Origin of the sequence: Adhaeribacter rhizoryzae (assembly GCF_008629685.1) — a bacterium.
Classification (GTDB): Bacteria; Bacteroidota; Bacteroidia; order Cytophagales; family Hymenobacteraceae; genus Adhaeribacter; species Adhaeribacter rhizoryzae.
In genome coordinates, this window is sequence record NZ_VWSF01000001.1 from 214063 (window position 1) to 238386 (window position 24324).

21 protein-coding genes are annotated in these 24324 nt (G+C 42.9%); 15 read left to right on the top strand and 6 right to left on the bottom strand.

Annotated elements, in window-relative coordinates; all coding sequences use genetic code 11:
* Positions 1-349: 349 nt before the first annotated feature.
* Positions 350-1702: a glycosyltransferase gene (locus tag F0145_RS00715; protein ID WP_150086146.1), complete on the top strand. Its 1353-nt coding sequence runs from the start codon at positions 350-352 to the stop codon at positions 1700-1702.
* 493 nt (positions 1703-2195) lie between these two features.
* Here F0145_RS00715 and F0145_RS00720 read toward each other — a convergent pair whose 3' ends face one another.
* Positions 2196-3347 (bottom strand): endonuclease/exonuclease/phosphatase family protein, encoded by a 1152-nt coding sequence (locus tag F0145_RS00720; protein ID WP_150086147.1) that lies wholly within the window; start codon positions 3345-3347, stop codon positions 2196-2198.
* Between the two features lie 232 nt (positions 3348-3579).
* Here F0145_RS00720 and F0145_RS00725 point away from each other — a divergent pair, with 232 nt between their 5' ends.
* The 10 genes from F0145_RS00725 to F0145_RS00770 all read left to right on the top strand — a co-directional run bounded on the left by F0145_RS00725 (position 3580) and on the right by F0145_RS00770 (position 15368).
* Positions 3580-4899 (top strand): BNR repeat-containing protein, encoded by a 1320-nt coding sequence (locus tag F0145_RS00725; RefSeq protein WP_150086148.1) that lies wholly within the window; start codon positions 3580-3582, stop codon positions 4897-4899.
* Between the two features lie 129 nt (positions 4900-5028).
* Positions 5029-6651, top strand: a complete 1623-nt coding sequence (locus F0145_RS00730) for a right-handed parallel beta-helix repeat-containing protein (protein ID WP_150086149.1) — start codon at positions 5029-5031, stop codon at positions 6649-6651.
* A gap of 49 nt (positions 6652-6700) precedes the next feature.
* Positions 6701-7954 carry a glycoside hydrolase family 88 protein gene (locus F0145_RS00735; RefSeq protein ID WP_223815757.1) on the top strand — a complete coding sequence of 418 codons (1254 nt, stop codon included), beginning with the start codon at positions 6701-6703 and terminating at the stop codon, positions 7952-7954.
* Between the two features lie 50 nt (positions 7955-8004).
* Entirely contained in the window at positions 8005-9159 is a 1155-nt protein-coding gene (locus tag F0145_RS00740) for a glycoside hydrolase family 43 protein (RefSeq protein WP_150086150.1), read from the top strand.
* A 77-nt stretch (positions 9160-9236) separates the two neighbouring features.
* Positions 9237-9818: a Crp/Fnr family transcriptional regulator gene (locus tag F0145_RS00745; RefSeq protein ID WP_150086151.1), complete on the top strand. Its 582-nt coding sequence runs from the start codon at positions 9237-9239 to the stop codon at positions 9816-9818.
* 230 nt (positions 9819-10048) lie between these two features.
* Positions 10049-10882, top strand: coding sequence for a 4,5-DOPA-extradiol-dioxygenase (gene ygiD / locus F0145_RS00750; protein ID WP_150086152.1), 834 nt, complete (start codon positions 10049-10051; stop codon positions 10880-10882).
* A 141-nt stretch (positions 10883-11023) separates the two neighbouring features.
* Positions 11024-11698 (top strand): YceI family protein, encoded by a 675-nt coding sequence (locus tag F0145_RS00755; protein WP_150086153.1) that lies wholly within the window; start codon positions 11024-11026, stop codon positions 11696-11698.
* 387 nt (positions 11699-12085) lie between these two features.
* Positions 12086-12958, top strand: coding sequence for an AraC family transcriptional regulator (locus F0145_RS00760; protein WP_150086154.1), 873 nt, complete (start codon positions 12086-12088; stop codon positions 12956-12958).
* 198 nt (positions 12959-13156) lie between these two features.
* Entirely contained in the window at positions 13157-14170 is a 1014-nt protein-coding gene (locus F0145_RS00765; protein ID WP_150086155.1) for a ScyD/ScyE family protein, read from the top strand.
* A 241-nt stretch (positions 14171-14411) separates the two neighbouring features.
* On the top strand, positions 14412-15368 hold the full coding sequence (locus F0145_RS00770; RefSeq protein ID WP_150086156.1) for a homocysteine S-methyltransferase family protein: 957 nt from the start codon (positions 14412-14414) through the stop codon (positions 15366-15368).
* 37 nt (positions 15369-15405) lie between these two features.
* Here F0145_RS00770 and F0145_RS00775 read toward each other — a convergent pair whose 3' ends face one another.
* The 3 genes from F0145_RS00775 to F0145_RS00785 all read right to left on the bottom strand — a co-directional run bounded on the left by F0145_RS00775 (position 15406) and on the right by F0145_RS00785 (position 16913).
* On the bottom strand, positions 15406-15858 hold the full coding sequence (locus tag F0145_RS00775) for a GNAT family N-acetyltransferase (protein WP_150086157.1): 453 nt from the start codon (positions 15856-15858) through the stop codon (positions 15406-15408).
* A gap of 98 nt (positions 15859-15956) precedes the next feature.
* Positions 15957-16202 carry a hypothetical protein gene (locus F0145_RS00780; RefSeq protein ID WP_150086158.1) on the bottom strand — a complete coding sequence of 82 codons (246 nt, stop codon included), beginning with the start codon at positions 16200-16202 and terminating at the stop codon, positions 15957-15959.
* Between the two features lie 375 nt (positions 16203-16577).
* The gene (locus F0145_RS00785) at positions 16578-16913 is read right to left on the bottom strand and encodes a hypothetical protein (protein WP_150086159.1); all 336 of its coding nucleotides are present in this window, start codon (positions 16911-16913) and stop codon (positions 16578-16580) included.
* A gap of 441 nt (positions 16914-17354) precedes the next feature.
* Between F0145_RS00785 and F0145_RS00790 the strand changes: the two genes are divergently transcribed.
* From F0145_RS00790 to F0145_RS00800, 3 genes are all read left to right on the top strand, one after another.
* Positions 17355-18326 (top strand): alpha/beta hydrolase, encoded by a 972-nt coding sequence (locus tag F0145_RS00790; RefSeq protein ID WP_150086160.1) that lies wholly within the window; start codon positions 17355-17357, stop codon positions 18324-18326.
* 252 nt (positions 18327-18578) lie between these two features.
* Complete coding sequence (locus F0145_RS00795; RefSeq protein ID WP_223815758.1) at positions 18579-20696, top strand: sensor histidine kinase; 2118 nt, start codon at positions 18579-18581, stop codon at positions 20694-20696.
* 41 nt (positions 20697-20737) lie between these two features.
* Positions 20738-21262, top strand: a complete 525-nt coding sequence (locus tag F0145_RS00800) for a GNAT family N-acetyltransferase (protein WP_150086161.1) — start codon at positions 20738-20740, stop codon at positions 21260-21262.
* A gap of 456 nt (positions 21263-21718) precedes the next feature.
* Here F0145_RS00800 and F0145_RS00805 read toward each other — a convergent pair whose 3' ends face one another.
* Both F0145_RS00805 and F0145_RS00810 read right to left on the bottom strand, forming a co-directional pair.
* On the bottom strand, positions 21719-22426 hold the full coding sequence (locus F0145_RS00805) for a LytR/AlgR family response regulator transcription factor (protein ID WP_150086162.1): 708 nt from the start codon (positions 22424-22426) through the stop codon (positions 21719-21721).
* A 20-nt stretch (positions 22427-22446) separates the two neighbouring features.
* A complete protein-coding gene (locus tag F0145_RS00810; protein ID WP_150086163.1) occupies positions 22447-23508 on the bottom strand; it encodes a sensor histidine kinase in 1062 nt (353 codons plus the stop codon).
* A gap of 234 nt (positions 23509-23742) precedes the next feature.
* Here F0145_RS00810 and F0145_RS00815 point away from each other — a divergent pair, with 234 nt between their 5' ends.
* Positions 23743-24201, top strand: coding sequence for a hypothetical protein (locus F0145_RS00815; RefSeq protein WP_150086164.1), 459 nt, complete (start codon positions 23743-23745; stop codon positions 24199-24201).
* Positions 24202-24324: the final 123 nt, after the last annotated feature.

The window sequence follows — 24324 nt, forward strand, 5'->3', positions numbered from 1 at the left end:
TTATTAAGGTCAATCTAGCTGCTTCAGGTCAGCTTAAGTCTTTATCAATATCGCGGCCTCCCCGTTTTGCCGGTTTAAGACTGAATATTTTCGTGTTTTTAGCGGGTTATTTAAAGCTTAGTTTAAGCCATTCAGCCGCTCTAATACGGGCTTTAGCCATAATTATTTTACAACGGGCTTTCCGGCGCACATATTTGTATCGTTGCCAGCCAAAATAATTATAAATCACCGGTTTAAGAGCGGCTTGTAGCCTTGCCGGTTTAGTAACCAATAAGTTTTAGGCAAGCTTGGTTTAACAAAATAAGAATAAGTACCCGACCTAATAAAAAACGCTGAAACCTATAAAACTATGAAAACCAAAAAAATATTATTTGCCAATATTCCAGCCGACGGTCACTTTAATCCGCTTACCGGATTGGCAATTCATATAAAAAGTATTGGCTACGATGTGCGCTGGTACACGGGTCGGAAGTACGAAGAAAAAATTATCAGTTTAGGCATTCCGTATTACCCGCTGGTCAATGCCATGGACTTTTCGGTAGGTAACCCGGAGGAGTTGTTTCCGGAGCGGGATAAATGTAAAAGCCAGGTGAGCAAATTACAATTTGATATTAAAAACGTTTTTTTGCTGCGCGGCCCGGAGTTTTACCAGGATATTAAAAAAATAAACGAAGAGTTTAATTTTGATTTACTCATTGCCGATATAACCTTTACGGGTATTCCGTGGGTGCGGGAAAAGTTAAATAAAAAGGTAATTTCGGTTGGCATAATGCCGCTTTCAGAAACCTCTAAAGATTTAGCGCCTAACGGTTTAGCTATTACGCCCAACCCAAGTTTTTTAGGCCGTTGCAAACAAAATGTGATGCGCTTTGTGGCCGATAAAATATTGTTTGCCGAATCGAGCAAATTGATAAAAGAAATATTTGGCCAGTACGGCATTAAGCAGGAAAAAGGCAATTTATTTGATGTGCTGTACCGCAAATCGGACCTGGTTTTGCAAAGCGGCACACCTGGTTTCGAGTACAAAAGAAGCGATTTAAGCCGGAATATCCGGTTTATCGGACCGCTGTTACCGGTTCTTAAAAATTCTAAAGTAACCTTTAAGCACCATGCCAAGGCCTTGGCCTACAACAAGGTAATACTAGTAACCCAGGGCACCGTAGAAACCGACCACGAGAAAATTATTGTACCTACGCTGGAGGCTTTTAAAGATTCGGATAGGCTGGTAATTGTGACTACCGGCGGCTCGGGCACGGCCGAACTAAGAGCCCGTTACCCACAGCGCAATATTATTATTGAAGATTTTATACCATTTACCGAGGTAATGCCGCTGGCCGATGTTTATGTAACCAACGGAGGTTACGGCGGCTTAATGTTGGGCATTCAGCATAAGTTGCCGCTGGTAGTAGCAGGCGTACACGAAGGTAAAAACGAAATTTGTGCCCGCGTTGGGTACTTTAAATTAGGCATTAACCTGAAAACCGAAAAACCTACCCCGCAGCAAATGCGCCTGAGCGTGGAGCAAGTACTGACTAACCCCATTTACAAGAAAAATGTGGAGCAACTCAGCGAAGAATTTAACCTATACAACCCGCCGGTACTGTGCGCCAAATACGTTGCCGACCTGATTGGCAAACCCGCGCAAGACGAAACTACCAGCCTGAATATTCCGGTTAAAACCAAAATGGCAGTAGCTGAATAATGGTTGCTAGTTGCTAGTTGTTAGTTGTTAGTAAATCAGAAACCTCACAGGACTTTAAGACCTGTGAGGTTTTCTTGTTATAGCGGTTAGATTATCTATCCACCACAAAGCAAAATTCTTAAATATTTCGGTCTAAACTAATTTTAGAATTTGTTTTATACCAAATAGTATAAGCTATCTTCCATAGATACGCTCTCTGTCATTTTGAAAAAATCTATTGTTTAGATGTTCTTACAGGCAACTAGCGTTAAAAGGTATATTGCCTTCTTAATTTTCTAACCAAAAGGTCCTTGCAGGATGACAAAAATAAAGGTGCGTTTTATGGAAAGTAATATTTACTATTTAGGATTAGTTTCTACTTAGTCTTTCCAGCGTATACATTTTCCACGTTATTATCAGTAAGCCCTGAAAGGGCATCATAACTCAGCCCAGGGTGTAGCCCTGGGTAAACAGAAAAACAATTGAAGGCGAAATCTTTAACCTGTAATAACAACTACGGCACAATCTCCATTTTACAGGCAATTGGGAAATGATCCGAAAATTTCTGGTTTACTGTCCGGAACTCCGCGCTTTTAATTTGGGGCGAATGTAAAATATAATCAATGCGCAGTAACGGAATTAAACCATTATAGGTGTTGCCAAAACCGGTGCCGCTTTCTACAAAAGCATCTTTTAAATTTCCGCTGATTTTATTGTAAGTGTAAGAAGAAGGCGGATCGTTAAAGTCGCCGCAAATAACTACCGGGTAAGGCGATTGCTCTATATGGTTGGCCACGGCATCCACCTGCTTCGACCGTTTAACCGAAGCAGTTTTAAGCTTGTTTAAAATATTCCACGAAGCCGATAGTTTATCTTTTTGCTCGTCGGGCTTGTTTAAAAATTCGTAATCTTCTTTCCGGAAACGGTTCGATTGGAAATGAATATTATACACCCGGATAGTATCCTGGTTGATTTTTATATCGGAATAAATACAAATATTATTCGTGATTTCATTAAAAAGAATATTGCCCTTTTTAATAATCGGGAAGGAACTGAACGTAGCAATACCCCAATGGTCGGTGCCCCATTTGGTGGCGGTGTAAGCCACGTGCACGTACGGCGATTGCTGTAAAGCCTTTATGCTGTCGAGGCTGTTAAAACCCGAGCGGCTGGTAGAGGTATAAAACTCCTGGATGCACAAAACCTGGGGAGCTTCCTGTTTAATAAAATTAAAAATGCGGGTGCGGGTATCAATCCGGTCGGTCCAGCCATACACATCAAAAAGCCGGGTATTAAAACTTACAAATTTAAACGCGTTGGCTTGGTTTAGCGGGGGCACCGCAGCCCAGGTAAACTGAAAATGATTGCGCAAAACCGGGTACCCCGCCAGAATTATGCCTATAGAAATAAAAATGGCCCGGTCTAATAAAAGCAGCCAGTACAAAACAAAAAGCAGGTTAACAACCAGTATATACGGGTAAGCAATGCCAATTAAGGCAATTATCCAGGCAAAAGCCGGGTTAATGTAAGATGCCAGAATAGAAACCAGCAACAACAAAGCAGCCAGACAGTTAAGAAAAACTATAAACTTATAAAGTAAAGTTTTCTTTTTAGCCCGGATGGTTATATGCCGCAACTTCTTTTCGCCTGAATATATTAATTGCACCGGTTTAGGATACTAGCTGAAATATAAAAATAAGTGATTACTGCGATAAAAGGTAAAAAGAAAACGGAATACCCCACCAATTTAACACACCTTTAGCCAGAAAATATTTTGCTTATTTTTTTTGCCAGGTTTTAGCGGGTGGCTAAAGGATGCGGCAGACCGGTATTCTTCGGTTTTTTACTTATATTTCTGCCAGTTAAATTTTTAATAAAGCTTTATTGGCGCGTTACCAATGCCTAATCTTCTTCAATTAAAAATATTTAATTTAACCCTGGTATTTTGGGCTGCTGTCGGTATAGCCGCTACTAAACCCGCTACTACTGAAACCGAAGTAGCATTAGGCTGGTCTAAAAACGCGGTTAATGCGGTGGTTTTCCGGAAAAACTCGGTGGTGAGCCACGCGGGTATGCAGTACACCGCTTTTTACGATACCGCCGGGTATATGGTACTGGCCAAGCGCCCGCTAAAAAGTAAAAAATGGGAGGTGCAAAGAACAGACTACCAGGGCAATGTGAAGGATGCGCACAACTCCATAAGTATAATGGTCGATGGCGATGGCTATTTGCATGTATCCTGGGACCACCATAACAACCAGTTGCGTTACAGCCGCAGCGCGGCGCCCGGTTCTTTAGCATTATTGCCCAAAATGCCCATGACCGGCCAGGACGAAGCCCGGGTTACTTATCCGGAGTTTTATAGGCTACCCACCGGCGACTTATTATTTATTTACCGGAACGGTGCCTCTGGCAACGGTGATTTGGTGCTGAACCGGTACAGCCGCAAAGAAAAAAAATGGAGCCGCTTACATAATGTATTAATTGATGGCGAAAAGCTCCGGAATGCTTATTGGCAGGCTTTTGTGGATGCGAAAGGTACTATTCATGTATCGTGGGTGTGGCGAGAAAGTCCCGATGTAGCCTCTAACCACGATATTGCTTATGCCCGCTCCGTAGACGGCGGTAAAACCTGGCAAAAAGCTACCGGCGAAAAATACGTGCTGCCCATAAAAGAGGCCACCGCCGAATACGCCGTAAAAATTCCCCAGCAAAGCGAACTAATTAATTCCACTTCCATGTACGCCGATGCGCAAGGGCGGCCGTACATTGCCACTTACTATCGCCCGGCGGGTTCACCGGTGCCGCAATACCACCTGGTTTACCACGATGGTTCTAAATGGCAAACCCAACAAATATCTAACCGCCAAACAGCTTTTTCTTTAAGCGGGTCGGGTACCAAAAAAATACCTATCTCAAGGCCCCAAATTATGGTAAACCAAATTGGCAGCAAAACCGGCGCTTATATGTTGTTCCGCGACGAAGAGCGGGGCAGCAAAGTATCGTTGGGTATTTGTAAAGATTTAGCCGTTAAAAAATGGGAAGTGAAAGATTTAACCGCCGATGCCGTTGGCAATTGGGAGCCCAGCTACGATACCGAACTTTGGCGCAATAGCGGTTTGCTGCACGTATTCGTGCAAAAAGTAGGCCAGGGCGATGGCGAAAAACTGGAAAATATTAAACCCCAAATGGTGCGCATACTGGAGTGGAAACCTTAAATCATCCTCCAACACAAAACCGTAACCACGAAAATCTCCCTTCGGAGGGGTAGGGGGAGGATAACCAATTACAAATAAATCTAGCATAAAATTAGCCTATCTAAATGAATATTGCTTTAACCATTCTGAATGCTTCCATCTAAATCAAAGAAAAATTATCCAGTATATTTCTTACCTAACCAGAATGTTTGGGCAATATTTTTTTTACTTTTCTGCTGCTACGCGTGTACCTTTTCGCCGCGAACTGGCCAAAAAGCCGTTACGGAAAAACAATATTTCGTAGATGCCATTAAAGGCGATGATGCCCACACGGGCCATTCGCCGAAGCAAGCCTGGAAAACCTTAGCCAAAGTAAACAGCCACGTTTTTGAACCCGGCGATAAATTACTTTTTAAATCCGGTACAACTTACGAAGGTCAACTAAAAATTCAGGGGGCCGGCACAAAAAACAAGTTAATTATTATAGACCAGTACGGCAAAGGCGCTAAACCGCAGCTAAACGCAAAAGGCAAACACCAAGCGGCTTTGCTGCTGTACAATACCCAATATATTGGGGTAAATAATTTAGCAATCGCTAACCAGGGCGAAAACCGCGAAGCCAAAAGGTACGGCGTGCAGGTAGAATTATCGGATTTTGGTACGGCTCATAATATTGCGTTGCGCAACCTGGAAGTACACGATGTAAACGGCAGTTTGGTAAAACAGCAGGGCGGTGGAGCTGGTATTATTTTTATCAACGGTGGCCGCACCACGCCTTCGCGGTTCGATGGGGTATTGGTAGAAAACTGTAGTATAAAGAACTGTGCGCGCAATGGCTTATTAATAAATGGTAACTGGCAGCGCAGCCGTTGGTTTCCTAATTTAAACGTTGTTATCCGGCGCAATTTAATTCAAGGTGTGCCCGGCGATGGCATTGTGCCCACCGGCTGCGATGGCGCTTTAATAGAACACAACGTCATGCGCGATTGCCCCCGGTTGTTGCCGCGCGGCGAAGCAGCGGCGGGTATCTGGCCCTGGAGCTGCGACAATACCCTGATTCAGTACAACGAAGTAAGCGACCACAAAGCCCCCTGGGACGGGCAAGGCTTCGACTCCGACTGGAACTGCCGCAACACCCTAATTCAGTACAACTACAGCCACGATAACGAAGGTGGCTTTTTGCTGGTTTGCAACGATGGCAGCTCCCCGCCAACTAACAATGTGGGCAATGTGGGCAGCATTATCCGCTACAATGTTAGCATCAACGATGGGCACCGCACGCAAGGGCAACACGCTGGCTTTTCGCCGGTTATTCATGTGGCCGGGCCTACCCGCAACACCCGCATTTACAACAACCTGATTTATGTTACCCGCCGAAGCGCCGGTATGGACAGCACACTGATAAACCTGGATACCTGGCACGGCTACGCCGACAGCACCTTGTTTGCAAATAATATTTTTTATGTAGCCGGCGGCGTTAAATATTTGTATGGCCAAAGCAGCCGCAATTTTTTCCAAAATAACTTATATTTCGGTCGGCATCACTCGCAGCCTCACGACCCGAACGGAATTTTAGCGGCTCCTGGTTTTAAATCCGGAACGCTAAAAGAAAATGTGGGTTTTGCGGCGCTTACGGGCTTTGGCGTAGTGGCTAATGCGCCGGTTGTGGGTAAAGGCTTGCCATTGGTAACTACATCAATTAAAGATTTTTTCGGTAACCCGGTTGTGCCAGGCCAAAATCCGAGCATTGGCATTCATGAACCTGCCCGGTAAAAGCCCGGTTTAAACAAGTAAATAATAGCTTAACCCAATAAATATTCGCGTGAAAAGTAAATCAGTAATTTTTTCGGGATTAATTTCCGGCCTGCTTCTGTTCCAGGCGGCTTGTACTACAAAAACAAATTCTACTTCTTCAACCGCAATTACTGCTACTAAAAGTCAGGGATTTAAACCCGAAGCCGATTTGGTAAAGAATATTCCGGGTTATATGCAAGAAGCCGCCCAACAATACAAAGTAATGAAGCAAAACCTGCCGGCCGGCCGCTTTCCCAAAACTTACGATCCCGCTACCAATGCGTTAAAAACCAGTGGCTCGGAATGGTGGTGCAGTGGTTTTTACCCCGGTACGCTTTTGTACCTTTACGAAAACACCAAAGATCCGGAATTATTAACCGAAGCCAAACGCATGCTGGGCTTGCTGGAGAAAGATCAATATAATAAATCTACCCACGACTTAGGGTTTATGATGTTCTGCAGCTTTGGCCACGCCAACCGCCTGAACCCAAAACCGGAGTACAAGCAAATATTAATAAACAGCGCCAAATCGCTCTCTACCCGCTTCGACCCCAAAGTAGGCGTAATTAAATCCTGGGATTCCAAGCCATCGGATTACCTAGTAATTATTGATAACATGATGAACCTGGAACTGTTGTTCTGGGCTACCCGCGAAACCGGCGACCAAACCTTCCGGAATATTGCCATTACCCACGCCGACAATACCATTAAACACCATTTCCGGCCCGATTACAGCTCTTACCACGTTATAAATTATAACCCTACCGATGGCACCGTGCAAAAGAAACGTACTGCCCAGGGCTACGCCGATGAATCGGCCTGGGCGCGCGGCCAAGCGTGGGGGCTTTACGGCTATACCGTTATGTACCGCGAAACCAAAGAGCAAAAATATTTAGAGCAGGCTCAACGCATTGCCGATTTCGTATTAAATCACCCCAATATGCCCGCCGATAAAATTCCGTACTGGGATTTTAATGCCCCAGATATTCCTAATGCTTTACGCGATGCTTCGGCGGGTTCTATCCTGGCTTCGGCTTTGCTGGAACTAAGCGGCTACGTAGATAAAACCAAAGGCCAGAAATATTTCGACGATGCCGAAACCATGATGCGAACCTTATCTACCCGCGAATACCGCGCCGAAACTGGTACTAATGGTGGCTTTCTGCTGAAACACGGCGTGGGTCACATTCCCGAAAAATCAGAAATAGATGTACCGCTCACTTACGGCGATTATTATTACATTGAGGCGCTGCACCGGTATAAACAATTGGCCGGCAAATAATAAGGCAAGTTTGATCTTAATAAATAATTAAAAACTAAAAGCGTTTTCCGATGAAAAGTCTTTTTTTGCTGGTATTAATTGCCGGACTGGGTTGGTGGAAACTCATATTTCCGCAGGAACCAACTATTAATGCTTCCTTCAAGCCCGGTCAAATTTGGGCTGATGCCGATGGCCAGCATATTAACGCGCACGGTGGCGGTATTCTTTACCACAAAGGCAAATATTATTGGTTCGGCGAGCACAAAACGGCCGGCAAAGGGGGCAACCGCGCCAATGTGGGCGTAAGCTGTTATTCTTCCACGGATTTATATAACTGGCAAAACGAAGGCATTGCCTTGCCGGTAGCACCCGAAAACAGCGGCTCCGAAATAGAAAAAGGTTGCGTAATTGAGCGCCCCAAAGTGGTATATAATGCCCGCACCAAAAAGTTTGTCATGTGGTTTCATTTGGAGCTGAAAGGGCAGGGGTACAATGCCGCCCGCACCGCTGTGGCCGTAAGTGATTCCCCTACGGGTCCTTTTACTTACCTGAAATCGCACCGGCCCAATGCCGGCGTTTGGCCCCAGAATTTTAATGCCGCCTGGAAAACCAAGACCGTAACCGAGAAAGATTTAAAAGCCTGGAGCGACGAATGGAAGAAAGAAGTGGCCGAAGGCTTATTTATTCGCCGTGATTTTGAAAAAGGCCAGATGGCCCGCGATATGACTGTTTACGTAGATGATAACGGCAAAGCTTATCATTTGCACGCCGCCGAAGAAAACCTAACGTTGCATATTTCGGAACTGACCGACGATTACCTGAATTTTACCGGCAAGTGGATAACCGTAGCGCCAGCCGGCCACAACGAAGCTCCGGCTGTTTGTAAATACCAGGGCAAATATTACCTGATTACCTCCGGCTGTACCGGCTGGGACCCCAATGCCGCCCGTTCTTTTGTATCCGAATCGATGTGGGGACCCTGGACACCGTTGGGCAACCCGGCTGTAGGGCAGGGTGCCGAATTAACTTTTGAATCGCAGAGTACTTTTATTTTGCCGGTGGCCGGTAAGAAAGATGCTTTTATTTTTATGGCCGATCGCTGGCGACCCAACAACCCCATCGACGGCCGTTACATTTGGCTGCCCTTATCTTTTGAAAACGGCAAACCCGTGCTGCGCTGGCAAGACGAATGGAAGCTAAATACTTTTGCTACGGCAAAAAAATAGTAACTGATAAATATAAAGCGATAGCGGTCTTAGATAAGTGGCTTCTGCTACTCTAAGATCGCAGAAAGTAGATTTTCATGTACGAGGTATTGGCTAAAAGCATTCGCGAGAAGGTTTTCCTGAACGAGGACGAGATGCAGCTATGCGCGAGTTTTTTTACCCCGAAAAAGCTGCGTAAAAAGCAATATTTATTGCAAGAAGGCGATGTTTGCCGGTACACGGCTTTCGTGGAAAAAGGCGCGCTACGTTCGTACCACGTCGACAAAAAAGATCAGGAACATCTAATTCAGTTTGCATTTGAAGGCTGGTGGATTGCCGATTCTTACAGCTTTTTAACCGAAGAACCTTCGGCTTATAATATTGATGCCTTAGAAGATGCGGAACTTTTGCTGTTAACGCTGCCAGCCCAGGAAGAACTATTACTGAAAGTACCCAAGATGGAACGCTACTTCCGTATTTTGCTGCAAAAAAGTTTAATTGCGATGCAGCGCCGGGTGGTAAGCTCTTTAAGTTATACGGCCGAAGAAAAATATATTAAATTAATGGAAGCTTACCCCAATATTAGTCAGCGGGTAGCCCAGCAACAGATTGCCTCTTACCTGGGTATAACGCCCGAAACCTTAAGCCGCATCCGCAAACAACTCGCTTCCGGTAAGTAAATTCCTTCCGGTAAATAAATCTCTTTCGGCAAATAAATGCTTTCCGGGAAATAATCTGCTTGATTTAGATCAAGGGTATTTCTTAATCTACATCAATAGAGTCCTGCTTCAAGCGCCGTAACTTTGCATCATCAGAAAAGATAATCTGCCGCAGGCTTTTGGCCGGTTGGCCGGTGAAGGCAATGCAACGAAAACATTTTATAAAAACCCTTGTAGCAGGAGCAGTGAGTATGACAGGTTTAACCGCATTTAATAAATTTACTGCCGGCCTAAAAGAAGACGAATATTTAATGCCGGTACTTTTTGTGGGGCATGGTTCGCCCATGAACGGCATAGAAGACAACGAATTCAGTCGGCACTGGACTAAATTGGCGCAGGAAATTCCAGTACCTAAAGCCGTGCTGGTAGTTTCGGCGCATTGGTTCAGCAAAGGGACCAAGGTTACGGCCATGGATTTCCCCCAAACCATACACGATTTTGGCGGCTTTCCGCAAGCCTTGTTCGATGTGCAATATCCGGCGCCTGGTAATCCGGCTTTGGCTAAGGAAACAGCCGCGCTCTTGCATAGTGCTAACGTAGAACTGGACCACGATTGGGGCCTGGACCACGGCACCTGGACCATTGTGCGGCACATGTATCCCGAAGCAAATATTCCGGTACTGCAACTAAGCATTGATTACACCAAAGGCCCGCAATACCATTTTGATTTGGCTAAAGAATTGTATGCGCTCCGGAAAAAAGGCGTACTCATAACGGGCAGCGGCAACATGGTGCACAACCTGCGCATGGTAGCCTGGGATAAATTAAACCAGGATGCTTACGGTTACGATTGGGCCTTGCAACTCAACAGCAAGTTTAAGGAATTAATCTCTGGCGGCAATTTTACCGACCTGATTCACTATGATCGGTTGGGTCCGGAAGCCCGGTTAGCCATTCCAACGCCGGAACATTACTTACCACTTTTATACACCTTGGGCTTAAAAAAAGAAAAAGACGAAGTTTCTTTTTTCAACGATAAAGCCGTAGCCGGTTCGCTTACCATGACCTCTGTTAAACTCGGGTAAACGCAAGCGTAATAATTTTTACACTTAGCTGAACCTTTATTTTAATTTATATGTATATACATTAAATGTAAATACATAAAATTTATTAAATTTGCTTAAATATTTACTTAACTCAACTCAGAAACTAAAACTTAATTAAAGATGAAAAAATTAACCTTATCCGCTTTGTTTGCTGCCAGCTTATTCTTATCGGCTGGTACTATTGCTACCGCACAAACTAAAAGCGCCACTGCTGTAAATAATGCTAGAGCCAATAAAGCTGCTAGTTACCAGGTAGATGCCGCCAAAAGCCAGTTAACCTGGAACGGCAAAAAAGTAACCGGCGAACATACCGGTACTATTAATGTAGCCAACGGCCAATTGTTAGTGAACGGCAACAAAGTAACCGGCGGCACGGTTGATATTGACATGACCAGCATTAAAAACACCGACTTAACCGATCTGGAATACAATGGCAAATTAATTGGACACTTAAAGTCTGACGATTTCTTTTCAGTGGAGAAAAACCCGAAAGCAACTTTTAAAATTACAGGCTTAACCCCCATTAAAGGTGCCAAAGCCGGACAGGCCAACTACACCGTTAAAGGTAACTTAACCATTAAAGGCATTACCAACGCCATTTCTTTCCCGGCTACCGTGGCCGTTAATAACGGCACTGCTACTGCTAAAGGAGTTGCTACTTTAGACCGTACCAAATGGGATATCCGTTACGGCTCTAAATCTTTCTTCGCTAATATTGGCGATAAAGCCATTAACGATGATTTTACCCTGGATTTTAACATCGTAGCCAAGCAAAACGATTTAGCCCGATTATAAGTTAAAAGTTTAATAATATTACCAAGCCCCGGCCTTCATAGAGCCGGGGCTTTTTTCGTGTTTTAGATAAGTGATGCTACGCAAAATTTTCTTGTAAACTTCCTTATTTGTCAAAGGAGCCCAAACCTGTCATTCAGGAGGAAACTATTTGGCTGCCTGCTACATAGTTTCCTCCTGAATGACACGAGTGGGTTACCTATACCTCTATTCAATTATATTTGCTAATATCAATTATAAAAATGCTGATAACTGAAAGAGCAGAAAAGTTGATTTTAGAATGTAAATTCAGTAGTCCGATGTAGTTACTCAGTAAGTAGAAATATCATCAGAGCGGAATATTACCAGAGTGGCTGTAAAAAGCCGGTAATTGTTTTGTACATTCAGGGCATGCGCCGTTATGTTCAGTACGAACCTTTTGATATTTACCTTTTCGAAACCGACACGTGGCAGCACCCGGTGCACACCCATAGCTATTTCGAAATAATATTTATCCGGAGTGGGCACGGCCAGCACAACGTTAACGGCAATACGTTTGCTTATGGCCCTGGCGATGTATTTTTATTAGGCCCCGCCGATTACCATTATTTCGAAATTCAGGCGCATACCGCGTTTTGCTACATCCGGTTTACAGAAAATTATATTAAAGATCAGGCCCAGGTAAAATCTTCTAACTTGCCCCGGACTATCGATTTTTTATTGAATACGCCTTACCAGGCTGGCGGCAGTATAGTTAATGCTAAAGAAGAGCAGGAAAAGCTTGAATATTTATTAACGGTTTTGCTGCAGGAATATAGCCAACGCGAAAGCGATTCGTACGAGCAGGTAATAAACGGCATTATGCAGGCCATTCTGGGTATTTTAACCCGTAACTTGGTTCGGCAGCAAGCTACCAGCTTTTCGGAATATAAAAAGCCGCAGCTTATTCAGGAAATACTGGTATACATTCGCCGGCATATTATGCAACCCGAATTATTGCGCTTGGAACACCTGGCCGCTAATTTTAATTTTTCGCCGGGCTACGCCAGTGTTTATTTTAAAAAAGAAACCGGCGAGTCGTTGCAAGGCTATATTTTAAAATACAAACTTAAGTTAATTCAAAACCGGTTGCGCTTCAGTGATTTAAGTATTTCGCAAATAACCCATGAATTTGGCTTTACAGATGCCAGCCACCTGCATAAATTATTTAAAAAATATTACGGGGTAGGGCCGCAGGCTTTCCGCCAGCAAAAAGTAATAAATAGCCAGCCAGATAATAGCTAAAAGGGCCTTATTGCTGCGTTAGGGGAATATTTTTGTGTTTTTAAGCTAAATATTCTGCAATAAAATAAAAGGCGCAAAACCTGCATTGGACACGGTAAAAGTTATTATTTAATTGGTTTATAAATATTTTATTTTTTTATATAAAATAATTTATAAATTACCTAAGTAATCATTTTTTAACCTAAACCATTGTAAGCCATGAAATTAAGAGTAACTACTTTGCTTTTTAGCCTTTCGCTTTTGGTTGCCACTAGCTGTCGCCAATTCTATGATTACTTTGATGATGTAGACCCCAAAAAGACAAAAGTTAAAGAGTTTGTGGCCGGACTGCAAGCCCCGCTTGGCTTAGATTTGGATGGTAAAAATCAATTGTGGGTTACCGAAGTGGGCACCGGCAATAACGATGGAAAGGTATCGGTGATTCGGCCGAATGGAGTAAAACACGTAGTGATTGAAGGTTTCCCTTCTTTTATTGGCGACGAAGGCTTAGCCGGGCTGAACCATTTATTGGTAAAAGATGGCATGCTGTATATTTTGCACGTAAATGGTTTGCTTTACAAAGCTAATATTGCTTCGTACCGGCCCGGTCAGGCTCCTATTCAGGCCAGTTCGCTGCCAACCGAAAATATTGGTGCCTTTGTCTGGAGTTATCCGTTTCAAGTGCCCATAGATGAATCTAACCCTTATAACTTAACCGTAGGGCCGGGTGGTAATATTTACATTACCGATGCGGGCGCTAATGCTATACTTCGCCGGACCGCTGCCGGGGCTTTAAGCGTAATTGCTACCTTACCTGATCTTGTTAATCCAACAAATGTTGGTCCTCCATTCATAGATGCCGTGCCTACCGGTATTGCTTATAACAGCGGGAAATTTTACGTAACTACGCTAACCGGTTTTCCTTTTTTAACCGGCAAAGCCCGCCTGTATACGCTCGGCCAATCGGGTAATATTATTAGCTACCAGGATGGATTTACCACCCTAACCGATATTGCCTTAGATGAACATAATGTGCCGGTAGTAATTGAGCACGGTCAGTTTGGCCAGGGCTTTGTTCCCAACACCGGCCGCATAGTAGCCACTTACGGGCAAAGACAAGCCGAAATATTAACCGGCGTAAACCAACCTACCGATATTGTTATAAGCGGGCCTAAAACCTTGTATGTAAACAGTTTAGTAGATGGGAAAATATTTAAAGTTATGGTAAAGTAGCTGCCTAACGCTATTAAGCCGCAGTATTTGGAGTTAACCGCCGGTTTTTTTTAACTGATTGGAGGCCAATATTATATAAATATTTTCCACCGTTTGGAGTCTTCTGTCCGAAGACTCCAAACTTTCTTTTTTAATGCCGGCCCCGCGTGCAGCCCAAACCGTGGGAAAAAACCCGAACGGGGTTGATTATTTATCTGTAAAATCTGCTTTGCTTTAAATATAATATTAAACCATAGTGGCCATGCCTCATAATTTATCAAATCTTCCGCACCAGTCGGGTAATATATTTTTAACCGATGGCGGTCTGGAAACTACGTTGGTGTTTCTGCAGGGCTTTGAGCTTCCTTATTTTGCGGCCTGCCATTTATTAAACGATGCTGCCGGTTACCAGGCCATGCAAGATTATTACCGGCGGTACTTAACTATTGCCCAAAAATACAATACCGGCTTTATTCTGGAAAGTCCCACGTGGCGCGCTAACCCCGATTGGTTAAAGCTTATGGGGTATTCCCCAACCGCCATAACCGACCTTAACACAAAAGCCATTAAGTTTTTAATTGATTTAAAAGATGAATTTGCCAGTAGCATAAATAATATTCTTATTAGCGGCTGCGTAGGGCCGCGCGGCGATGGGTACCGGCCCGAAAACCTAATGACCGCCGAAGCAGCCCAATCTTACCACGCCGCGCAAATAAATGTTTTTAGCCAATTACCCGTAGACTTGCTTTCGGCCATGACTATAAATTATGTGGAGGAAGCTATTGGCATTGTGCAGGCCGCCAACTCAGTAGGTTTGCCGGTTGTTATTTCGTTTACCCTCGAAACAAATGGTAAACTGCCCACCGGCATGTCTTTAGAAGAAGCAATTACGCTGGTAGATAGCAGCGTAGCCGAACCACCTATATATTACATGATTAATTGTGCCCACCCAACGCATTTTTTACCCGAATTGCAAAACCATGCCGGTAAGCCTTGGCTAGATCGGATTAAAGGAATTCGAGCCAATGCCTCTTGTAAAAGCCACGCCGAACTGGACGAAGCTACCGAACTGGATAGCGGCAACCCAACTGAACTAGGCCAGGAAAACAAGCAGCTAAAAAATTTATTTAAAAGTTTAAATGTATTTGGCGGCTGTTGCGGCACCGACGAACGGCACGTACTGGAAATTGCTAAACAAGTTGCAATCGCTAATAGCTAAAACTGGAAAAGCCGCTTTAATATTTTATATATTGGTACTAGCCTTTATTTAACGGATAATAAAAATGAACCACTTTTTCGGCAGTAGCACCGGTTTTGTGATAAAAGTCCAGGGCGTAATCGTCTACTTCATCGGCCTGTACAAATACTTCTTCTACCCCAATTTGCTTACAGTAACTGGTAATGCCCGAGATTAATTTTTGGCCAATTCCTTTTCGCTGAAATTGGGTTGCAACGGCCAGGTCATAAATATAGACCAAAGGTAATCTAGAATAGTATTGATTTAGCGTATAAGCCGTTAAGCCGCCTATTACTTCTGCATCTTGCAAGGTCACAAATACATAAAATCCTTCTTGTGCTAACAATTTCTGCAGGTATTCATCTTCTGGTATACGAAAGTCTTTCATTTCGAAAACAACTTCAAATACCCGGATAAGTTCTTTAAAGAGTTGAATTTCCTGAGAATCTAATTTTCTAATTTCGACCTGCATGCTTTTGAATTTAAGACTTATAAACTATTTATTTACTATCGCTTATTTAGCACTAGCGTACTTGGTAGCGGGCAGATAGATAATAATAAAAGGTATGCTTAAAATAAAGTTAATTGGTTTCTAAGAAGTTCTCGTTCTTTTTTTATTTTTTTGCCTTGAGTAGTGTCAATTGTTGCTAGCCCATCACGTACACTTAAAACGGTAGAAACTGAATAAGATGTATTAACTATTTCCCCTGTTTCCGATAGTTTCCTAATAATTTCAAGTATGCAGTCTATGCGTGTGCCATTCCTAAAAGCTATACGATTTTCAAGTATTTCTTTTTTAAAATCATTATCCTTCATATAGAAGTCAAAGGTTTCTCCACTTGTTGTATAATATCCTTTCCATTTATACGGACCAGGTTTTAGAACCGGAGAAATGATTTCTATCTCTGCCTGTTCGTCGATAATTGAAGGTAGTTCATCTGTGTCGAGAATGAATTTGCTAAAATCTATCTTCTCAATAATTTTAGGTTTAGACGCTTCTGTGTTATTTGAAGTTAATCTAGTAAATGAAATTTGATAAAGTTTTGAATAGTTATTTAATGTTTTAAAAAAATTTGATTTGTGTTTTATAATTTTGTAACTATTATTATTTATTAAATCTACTGTTCTATTAGTGTCTAATAATGAATTGGTACGATTAGCTTCATTTAACTCCCTTTCTAATTTCTTAATTTACAGTTTTACTTTTTGCTTTTGCAGTTCATCAAAATCATCATCTTTCGTGTATTCATGTTGTATAATACCTGTAACAACGCCACTGATTATACTGGTTAATATTGTTACAAGAAATTGGTTTTTGGTGGTAAACTTTATTATTTCTTTTAAGCCTCCTTCCAAATATGGCTCTGTTTCTACTTTAAGTTTTATGCCAGTAATAAAAGCCACTTCTCTTATAATAGCTAATAATTCTGTTTCACACTTATTCCTTACAAATGCATCCATAGAATGCGAATCATCATTAAAGAAATAGTGTATTTCTAATTTGTTAATTACTGGAGTTGTAATCATAACACTTTAAAGTATAAGCTTAGAGAGTTTAGTTTTTATCAATTTAGAATAGCTGCTTTTTCGTACAGTCTTCTGTTTTATCGTTTACGTCTAATACACAGTTCTTTCTTAAATTTTCTTACTAGTCTGTTACCTTATTGCACAAGTTGAAATACTTAGGAAGTAATAACTTCTTCTCCTTGTATATTTGCAACTATTGCTAATGCAATTTCCTTTGCACAATGTATCTTTTCTAAAGTGTTTTTTGGAGTGTAGGAGTAAATATACCTTTTGCCTGACATGAAGCAAGTAGAATTTATCTTCTAGATAAATAAATACCCGAAATAAATTATATATTTCTTTCTACATCAAATATTAAATTCACCAATAAAAGTCCATTCTGCTTAAAACTGCCCGAAACGATTTTTTTTGTATTTTACATTTTCTGAAAGGCTATTGTATATGCAAAAATACCTGCTGGCGTTTTGCCTGCTATTTACTTGCCCGGCGTTTGGCCAACTAACCTCCGGGCTTACCGGCAAAAAAGATACTTCCTACACCAATTACAGCGCTTACCAAAGTACCAGCAAGCAACACCCCAATATTAAGCTGGTGCGGGAGTTTAAATTACCAATGGTACAGGAAAAGCGTAACCTGGTATATTGTACTATTGGCGAACGGAAGCTGGTGCTGGATGCTTTTTACCCCAAAAAGAAAAGCAAGCAAAAAACACCAGCTATTTTAATTATTCACGGGGGTGGCTGGCGCAGCGGCAACCGGACGCAGCATTACCCATTGGCCCAACGGCTGGCCGCGCTGGGCTACGCCTGCTTTACCGTCGAATACCGCCTTTCTACCGAAGCGCTTTACCCCGCCGCTGTGCACGACCTGAAAGCAGCCCTGCGCTGGCTGCGAACCAATGCCAAAGCATTTAACCTGGATACTGCCAAATTTGCGGCGCTGGGCTTCTCGGCGGGCGGCGAACTGGCTGCTTTTATTGGAACCACCAATAAAAATCCGAAGTACGAAGGCCGAAATTGTTACCTGAATATTTCGAGCCAGGTGCAAGCCATTGTGGATATTGATGGTACCTTATCTTTTGTGCACCCTGAATCGGGCGAGGGAAACGATACCCGTTCTATTTCGGCGGCTACGTATTGGTTTGGCTATCCTAAAAAAGAAAATTATGTTCTTTGGGAAGAAGCTTCGCCGTTGCAGCACGTCAGTAAAAATACCCCGCCTACGCTGTTCCTGAACAGCGCCGTAGACCGCATGCACGCCGGCCGCGACGATTATCGGAAAATACTGGCCCAACATAATATTTATTCCGAAGCACATACGTTTCCGAATGCGCCGCACGCCTTCTGCTTATTTGACCCCTGGTTTGAACCCACGGTAAATTACATTGCAAATTTTTTAGCAAAGGTCTTTTAATAAATATTTACGGGCTAACTGACTTTAACTAGTAACGTAAACGGTTACCAGGCCAGAGCAGAAATATAAAAATACCATAAAAGAAAAGCAGGAATATTATTTTAAATAGTGCAGCATAACCGTAAGTATAACTTTTAATATTTTGAAAGAGTACAGCATATATTTGTACTAGCACCAGCCAGCTTAATTAAAAATCAGATACATTGGTGTAAAAATGCGCGCTTCTTTAATTCAACCTAATGTAATTTTTTAATGCACCCAAAACAGAATATTGCTCCGGATACTACTGTTAGCAGCCTTTTTCAGAATGGTGGCGAAATGGGCGCCTTAATGCGGGCCTTCGATTGGCATGCGCATCCGCTGGGCAACCCGGAGCATTGGCCCGAAAGTTTAAAAAATAATATTCGGTTGCTCTTAAACTCCGGCTTTCCTATGTTTATCTGGTGGTCCGAAGAGCTTTTTATGTTTCACAACGATGCTTATTTACCAGCCCTGGGCAATAAACACCCGGCTGCTTTAGGGGCCAAAGCGCGGGTAATGTGGGCCGAAATATGGGATGATTTAGGGGTAGTAGTAGATAATATTCTGCGGGGCGGCGATCCCTTTTTTGCCGATGCTTTGCCTTTAACCCTCGAACGCAAAGGTTTTCCGGAAGAAACGTACTGGACTTTTTCTTACAGTCCGGCTTTTAACGATAACGGCAGCGTAAACGGTATTTTTTGTGCCTGTACCGAGGTAACCAATACCGTGCTTAACCAGCGCCGTTTAAAATCGCTGAAAGAAGTTTCGGAAGAAATGACGCAGTTACAGACCATGGAGCAGGCCAGCCAGCGTACCTGCAACCTGCTTTACCAAAATAAAGAAGATATTCCGTTTTGTGCCATTTACCTTTTAAACAACACTGTAACTACGGCCACCCTGCTGGGCAAAGCCGGCAATATAGCCGATGCGGCATTGCCGGCAACCATTAATCTGGCTAATAAACAAGAGCATTGGGCCCTTACCGATGAACTAGCATTGCAGCAAATGGCCATTGTAGATTGCGCCCATGTAGCGCCGCATAACCTGCCGGATAACGAAATAAATATTAGGATAAAGCAAGCGGCCGTATTACCCATTATGCGGCCCGGGCAAAACCAGGCAATTGGTTTATTTATTACCGGTATTAGCCCCAAGCTGGTTTATAATGCAGAATATAGGGGGTATCATGCTTTATTAGCGGGGCAAATGGCTATTTCTATTACCAGCGTGCAGGCGCGGGAAGAACTGGCCCGGCAACAGCAAGTTTTAAAAGAAGTATTTCAGCAGGCGCCGGTTGGCATTACCATTTTAAGAGGGCCCAATCACCGTATAGATTTAGCTAACCCCGGCATATGCGAAATGTGGGGCAGAGAAGCAGAAGAAGTACTGGGTATACCCGTAATAGAGGCGCTGCCGGAAGTGGCAGACCAAGGTATTATGCAGTTGCTCGATGGCGTATTTACGACCGGGGAAGCATATATTGCCAATGAATTGCCCGTACAGTTAGAGCGGCAGGGCGAATTGGAAACACTGTATTTTAATTTTATTTATCACCCGCTCCGCGATTCGCAAGGCCTTATTCAGGGGGTTATTGCGGTTGCCATAGATATTAGCCAGCAAGTAAAATACCGGCAATCCATAGAAGCCCTGAACGAAGAACTGCTTATTACCAACGCCGATCTGGATAACTTTGTTTACGCTGCCTCCCACGATTTAAAAACGCCTATTTTAAACATAGAAGGTTTAATTATGGCCCTGGTAGAAGATTTGCCGGAAGCAGTACTGCAAACCGACGATGTAACAAAAGTAATTGATTTAATTAAAGCTTCGGTGCGGCGGTTTAAGCGCACCGTAACCGATTTATCGGAAGTAGCTAAAATTCAAAGGCAAGCCGGGCAAGATATAAGCCAGCTTAATATTGCCGAAACGGTAGCCGAAGTGCGGCTTGATTTTGAATCGCAGATTACCGCCTCCGGCGCCCAAATAGAAACCGATTTTGCACCGGACGGCGTTATCCAATTTTCGGCCAAAAACTTAAGAAGCATTATTTATAATCTCCTGAGCAACGCCCTTAAATACCGCGCGCCGGTACGCAAGCCCTATATTATTATTAAAACCGAAACCACCCCGGAATACGTGATGCTCTTGGTACAGGATAATGGCTTGGGTATGGATATGAGCCAGGAACGTAAAATATTCTCGATGTTTTCGCGCCTGCACGACCACGTAGAAGGTACCGGCGTAGGTTTGTATATTGTAAAAAGAATTGTAGAAAATGCCGGTGGTTTTATTCAGGTAGAGAGTACAGTTGGTACCGGCACCACTTTCCGGATTTACTTTAAGCGCTGATATCTTTAAATATAAGCAGGCAATTAATAAAATTAAACTAAATGCGCGCACCTCAATCATTTGAAACCGAAAGGTTAATTCTTAAACCTACTTCGGAAGAAGATGCGCCTTTCCTGTTGGCATTACTTAATTCGCCCAAATGGTTAAAATATATCGGCGACCGGCAGGTTAAATCGGTAGAAGGCGCTAGGGAATACATTAAAAATAAGATGCTGCCGCAATTGCAAAAGCTTGGTTTCTCCAACTACACCGTCATCCGGAAATCTGATAAGGTAAAGTTAGGCATCTGCGGCCTTTACGACCGGGCAGGCTTAGCCGGCATAGATATAGGCTTTGCTTTTTTGCCGGAACATGAGCAACAGGGTTACGCTTTTGAGGCGGCTCAGGAAATTAAACGCGCCGGCATAGAGGTGTTTGGCATAAACCAGATGAGTGCCATTACCACCAAAGATAATATTGCCTCCCAAAAGCTACTAGAGAAACTGGGTTTTAAGTTTACCAAAATGGTGCAACTTCCGCAGGATGAGGAAGAACTTTTACTCTATGAATTTACGAATAAAAACTAGTGAGAACAGTTCTTTTACAGACAGAACCATTTAAGCAACAATTAGAATAATAGCTTGTTAATTATGAAGTTGTTTAGCATTTCTGTTTCGAACAGATTTTGGTGCCATTGGCGGTGATAATACCATAGTCGTCAGGTTAAGGAAAAGAATACCGCAATTTTCCTTTTCCTTGGCTTGTCCCCTGACAAGCCAACATGATACTCTTTCAAATTTGTCATAAGGCTTGGGTTTATGTTCCGGCCTGTGAGGGCACAGGCCGGGGTAGTCTGCCTTTCTACAGCTAAGTATTCCTTTGCCTAACGGCTATGGTGTTTTCACCGCCAATTCTAAAGCTGCTGCCAAACTACTTGCTGGTGAAAACACACAGCAAGGGCAACGGTTTATACAATTTAAAAATGCTAAACAGCTTCTATTTAAGATTGTTTAGCCAGCCCATTTATTTCGAGTATAGCTGAATCAATACAAACTAATTTTTCTCTCAACGGCTTCCCGGTAATTTCTGCCAATGGGAATTTGATGATTGTCCATAACAATTCGATTGCGCTCGATGCGCTTAATGGCTTTACTTAATACCAGAAAGGACTTATGCACCCTGATAAAAAGAGAGGGTGGAAACATTTCCTGTACCATTTTTATAGAGCCTTTAATCACAATTTTCTCTTTGCCGGTATGAATAATAGCGTAATCTTTTAGCCCTTGAATATGGGTTACCTCGTTGAAATAGAGTTTAATCCGGTTTACGCCACTTTTTACAAAAATAAATTCCGGAGCAGGTTCGCCGGGTTCTAACTGGGTGTCTTGTTTTTTAAGCGAAAGAAAATCCCGAACCTTATCAATGGCGGTGGCAAACCGCTGAAAAGAAATCGGCTTTAATAAAAAATCAATAACTCCCAACTCAAATCCTTCATAAGCATAGTTGCGGTAAGCCGTTGTAAAAATCGTAAGAGGCGGCTCAGATAGCTGTTCCAGAAACGCAAGTCCGGTTATTTCGGGCATTTCTATATCCAGTAACAATACATCGGCTTTATTATTTTCTAAATAATGTAAAGCCTCCCGCGCTTTGCTAAACAAGGTTACCGACTGTACACCGCCCATTTTTTTTAAATAGCCGTCCAATATTTCCAGCGCGAGCGGCTCATCATCTACCACCACAAAACGTAACATTGCAATTAGTTTTAATATTGTTATAGTTCTATTATTAACCTGGCCCGAAAGCTATCTCTTTTATCTTCCAGCTCCAGATGGTGCCTCGTCGGATAAAGTAGTGCCAGGCGCTTGCGTAAATTGCCAAGCCCAATGCCGCCTTTACTTTTTCCGGCAACTAAAGGCGGTTTCCCATTTTCGACCACAACCGTAAGGGTAGATTGCTGCAAGCCAATATTTACGTTAAGCCAGCCGTTTTCGCTTTGTTGGCTAAGACCGTGTTTAGCCGCATTTTCTACCAGCGGCAATAATAGGAGCGGGGCAATTTCCTGCCCGTTAATGGCCCCGGTAACATTAAAACTAATAGCCGATTGTTCACTGAAGCGTAGCCGTTCCAGTTCCAGGTAGTGGTGGAGGTAGGCGATTTCTTTCTGCAGCAGCACCTTTTCATCGGTACTATCATACAACATATATTCCATCATGTCCGAGAGCTTGAGCACAACATCCGGAGCCAGTTCTGATTTTTTAAGCGTGAGCGCGTACAGATTATTGAGAATGTTAAATAAAAAATGCGGATTTATTTGGGCGCGCAGAAAATCGACCTCCGCATTTAGTTTTTCTACCGTAATTTTCTGAATAGTGAGTTGCTGCCCGTACCAGTCGAGGCTAAATTTAAGGGCGAGCATTAAGCCGAGGTACCACAAGGTGCTAAAAAAATTGTAAGATAAGGTTCCCAGCAAACGGCTATTACGCAGCGGCCCCACCACGTACCCATATAAATAATAATCGAACAAACTCTGGACTAATACATACCCGATTACGGATAAAATAACCATTGTAAAATAGGCTAAGTAGCGCTTTTGTAAAAGGTACCGCGGCAAAAAGTATTGAAGGTTGAGGTAAGCAATTAAGATAAGGAGCCCAATCCGGCCGGCCACACAAATTACGAAATAAGGCAAGTTAGCTTTCTGAATAAGATACTTTTTCTCATAAATAAAGAACCCGGTAATCAGCAGCCAAAAAACACCATGAGTTAAAGCGTATTCCAGGGGAATGCGGCGCTTGGCAAACGGCAGCTTAACGGTTTTATGCAAAAGGTCCATCTGTATTGACTTAAGGAACCGGATTGGTAATTAGGTTACCTCTCTGAGCAAAGGAAACAAAAAGGATTAAGGCTAAGAAATAATATCGACCAACTGCCTGAAAAATAGATGAATATAAGCATAAATAACCTGATATCTACTATTCTGGTAGTTAGTCTACTATATTTCTGTTTGCTATTTGCTTTAGGTAAATTAGGGTAAGAAAATTAAATGTTTCACTTAAAATTAAACCCTATGAGATCGATTAAAATAAATCAGGCGTTTATTAAAATATTTACCCTGATTATTTTTTGCTTCATCGCATTTAGTTTCACCACCCGGTTTGGTTTAGATAGTTATTCTATTTACCTGAACGACAAGCTTATTTTAAAGCAATCGGTGAACCAGCCTTTGAACCTAAGAGTGCTGCCACTGAGCACCGCCAAAGAAACCGACCAACTGCGCATTACTTATAACCATTGTACCATAAAAAATGGAGCCGGCACCAGCCGGAGCATTTCTTTACAGGATGAGAAAGGCAATATTTTAAAGAAATGGGAATTTGCCGATGCTACCAGTTCTGATTTAAGCATGAACATAGCCGTGCAAGAGCTGCTGAAATTAGAAAAGGCCCATGCCAAACAAGCGCTTAGCCTGGTGTATACATCAAGAGAGCTACCAAAAGGTGAAATGCTTTCCATGCTTCGGCTTTAAATAAGGCATACTTGCCTGGTGAAGGATAGCGAAAGGCCTGATTATGCTTTACCGGGCAAGTTTAATTCAAATGTTCAGCGGGAGTCAAAAGACTCCCGCTGTTAGCTTATATCCCAACCCATG

Excerpts from the sequence above, each read along its gene's own strand:
- F0145_RS00715 (WP_150086146.1), top strand. The coding sequence starts at position 350 with ATGAAAACCAAAAAAATATTATTTGCCAATATTCCAGCCGACGGTCAC.
- F0145_RS00725 (WP_150086148.1), top strand. The coding sequence starts at position 3,580 with ATGCCTAATCTTCTTCAATTAAAAATATTTAATTTAACCCTGGTATTT.
- F0145_RS00730 (WP_150086149.1), top strand. The coding sequence starts at position 5,029 with ATGCTTCCATCTAAATCAAAGAAAAATTATCCAGTATATTTCTTACCT.
- F0145_RS00740 (WP_150086150.1), top strand. The coding sequence starts at position 8,005 with ATGAAAAGTCTTTTTTTGCTGGTATTAATTGCCGGACTGGGTTGGTGG.
- F0145_RS00745 (WP_150086151.1), top strand. The coding sequence starts at position 9,237 with ATGTACGAGGTATTGGCTAAAAGCATTCGCGAGAAGGTTTTCCTGAAC.
- ygiD (WP_150086152.1), top strand. The coding sequence starts at position 10,049 with ATGACAGGTTTAACCGCATTTAATAAATTTACTGCCGGCCTAAAAGAA.
- F0145_RS00755 (WP_150086153.1), top strand. The coding sequence starts at position 11,024 with ATGAAAAAATTAACCTTATCCGCTTTGTTTGCTGCCAGCTTATTCTTA.
- F0145_RS00760 (WP_150086154.1), top strand. The coding sequence starts at position 12,086 with ATGCGCCGTTATGTTCAGTACGAACCTTTTGATATTTACCTTTTCGAA.
- F0145_RS00765 (WP_150086155.1), top strand. The coding sequence starts at position 13,157 with ATGAAATTAAGAGTAACTACTTTGCTTTTTAGCCTTTCGCTTTTGGTT.
- F0145_RS00770 (WP_150086156.1), top strand. The coding sequence starts at position 14,412 with ATGCCTCATAATTTATCAAATCTTCCGCACCAGTCGGGTAATATATTT.
- F0145_RS00775 (WP_150086157.1), bottom strand. The coding sequence starts at position 15,858 with ATGCAGGTCGAAATTAGAAAATTAGATTCTCAGGAAATTCAACTCTTT.
- F0145_RS00780 (WP_150086158.1), bottom strand. The coding sequence starts at position 16,202 with ATGAAGGATAATGATTTTAAAAAAGAAATACTTGAAAATCGTATAGCT.
- F0145_RS00785 (WP_150086159.1), bottom strand. The coding sequence starts at position 16,913 with ATGATTACAACTCCAGTAATTAACAAATTAGAAATACACTATTTCTTT.
- F0145_RS00790 (WP_150086160.1), top strand. The coding sequence starts at position 17,355 with ATGCAAAAATACCTGCTGGCGTTTTGCCTGCTATTTACTTGCCCGGCG.
- F0145_RS00795 (WP_223815758.1), top strand. The coding sequence starts at position 18,579 with ATGCACCCAAAACAGAATATTGCTCCGGATACTACTGTTAGCAGCCTT.
- F0145_RS00800 (WP_150086161.1), top strand. The coding sequence starts at position 20,738 with ATGCGCGCACCTCAATCATTTGAAACCGAAAGGTTAATTCTTAAACCT.
- F0145_RS00805 (WP_150086162.1), bottom strand. The coding sequence starts at position 22,426 with ATGTTACGTTTTGTGGTGGTAGATGATGAGCCGCTCGCGCTGGAAATA.
- F0145_RS00810 (WP_150086163.1), bottom strand. The coding sequence starts at position 23,508 with ATGGACCTTTTGCATAAAACCGTTAAGCTGCCGTTTGCCAAGCGCCGC.
- F0145_RS00815 (WP_150086164.1), top strand. The coding sequence starts at position 23,743 with ATGAGATCGATTAAAATAAATCAGGCGTTTATTAAAATATTTACCCTG.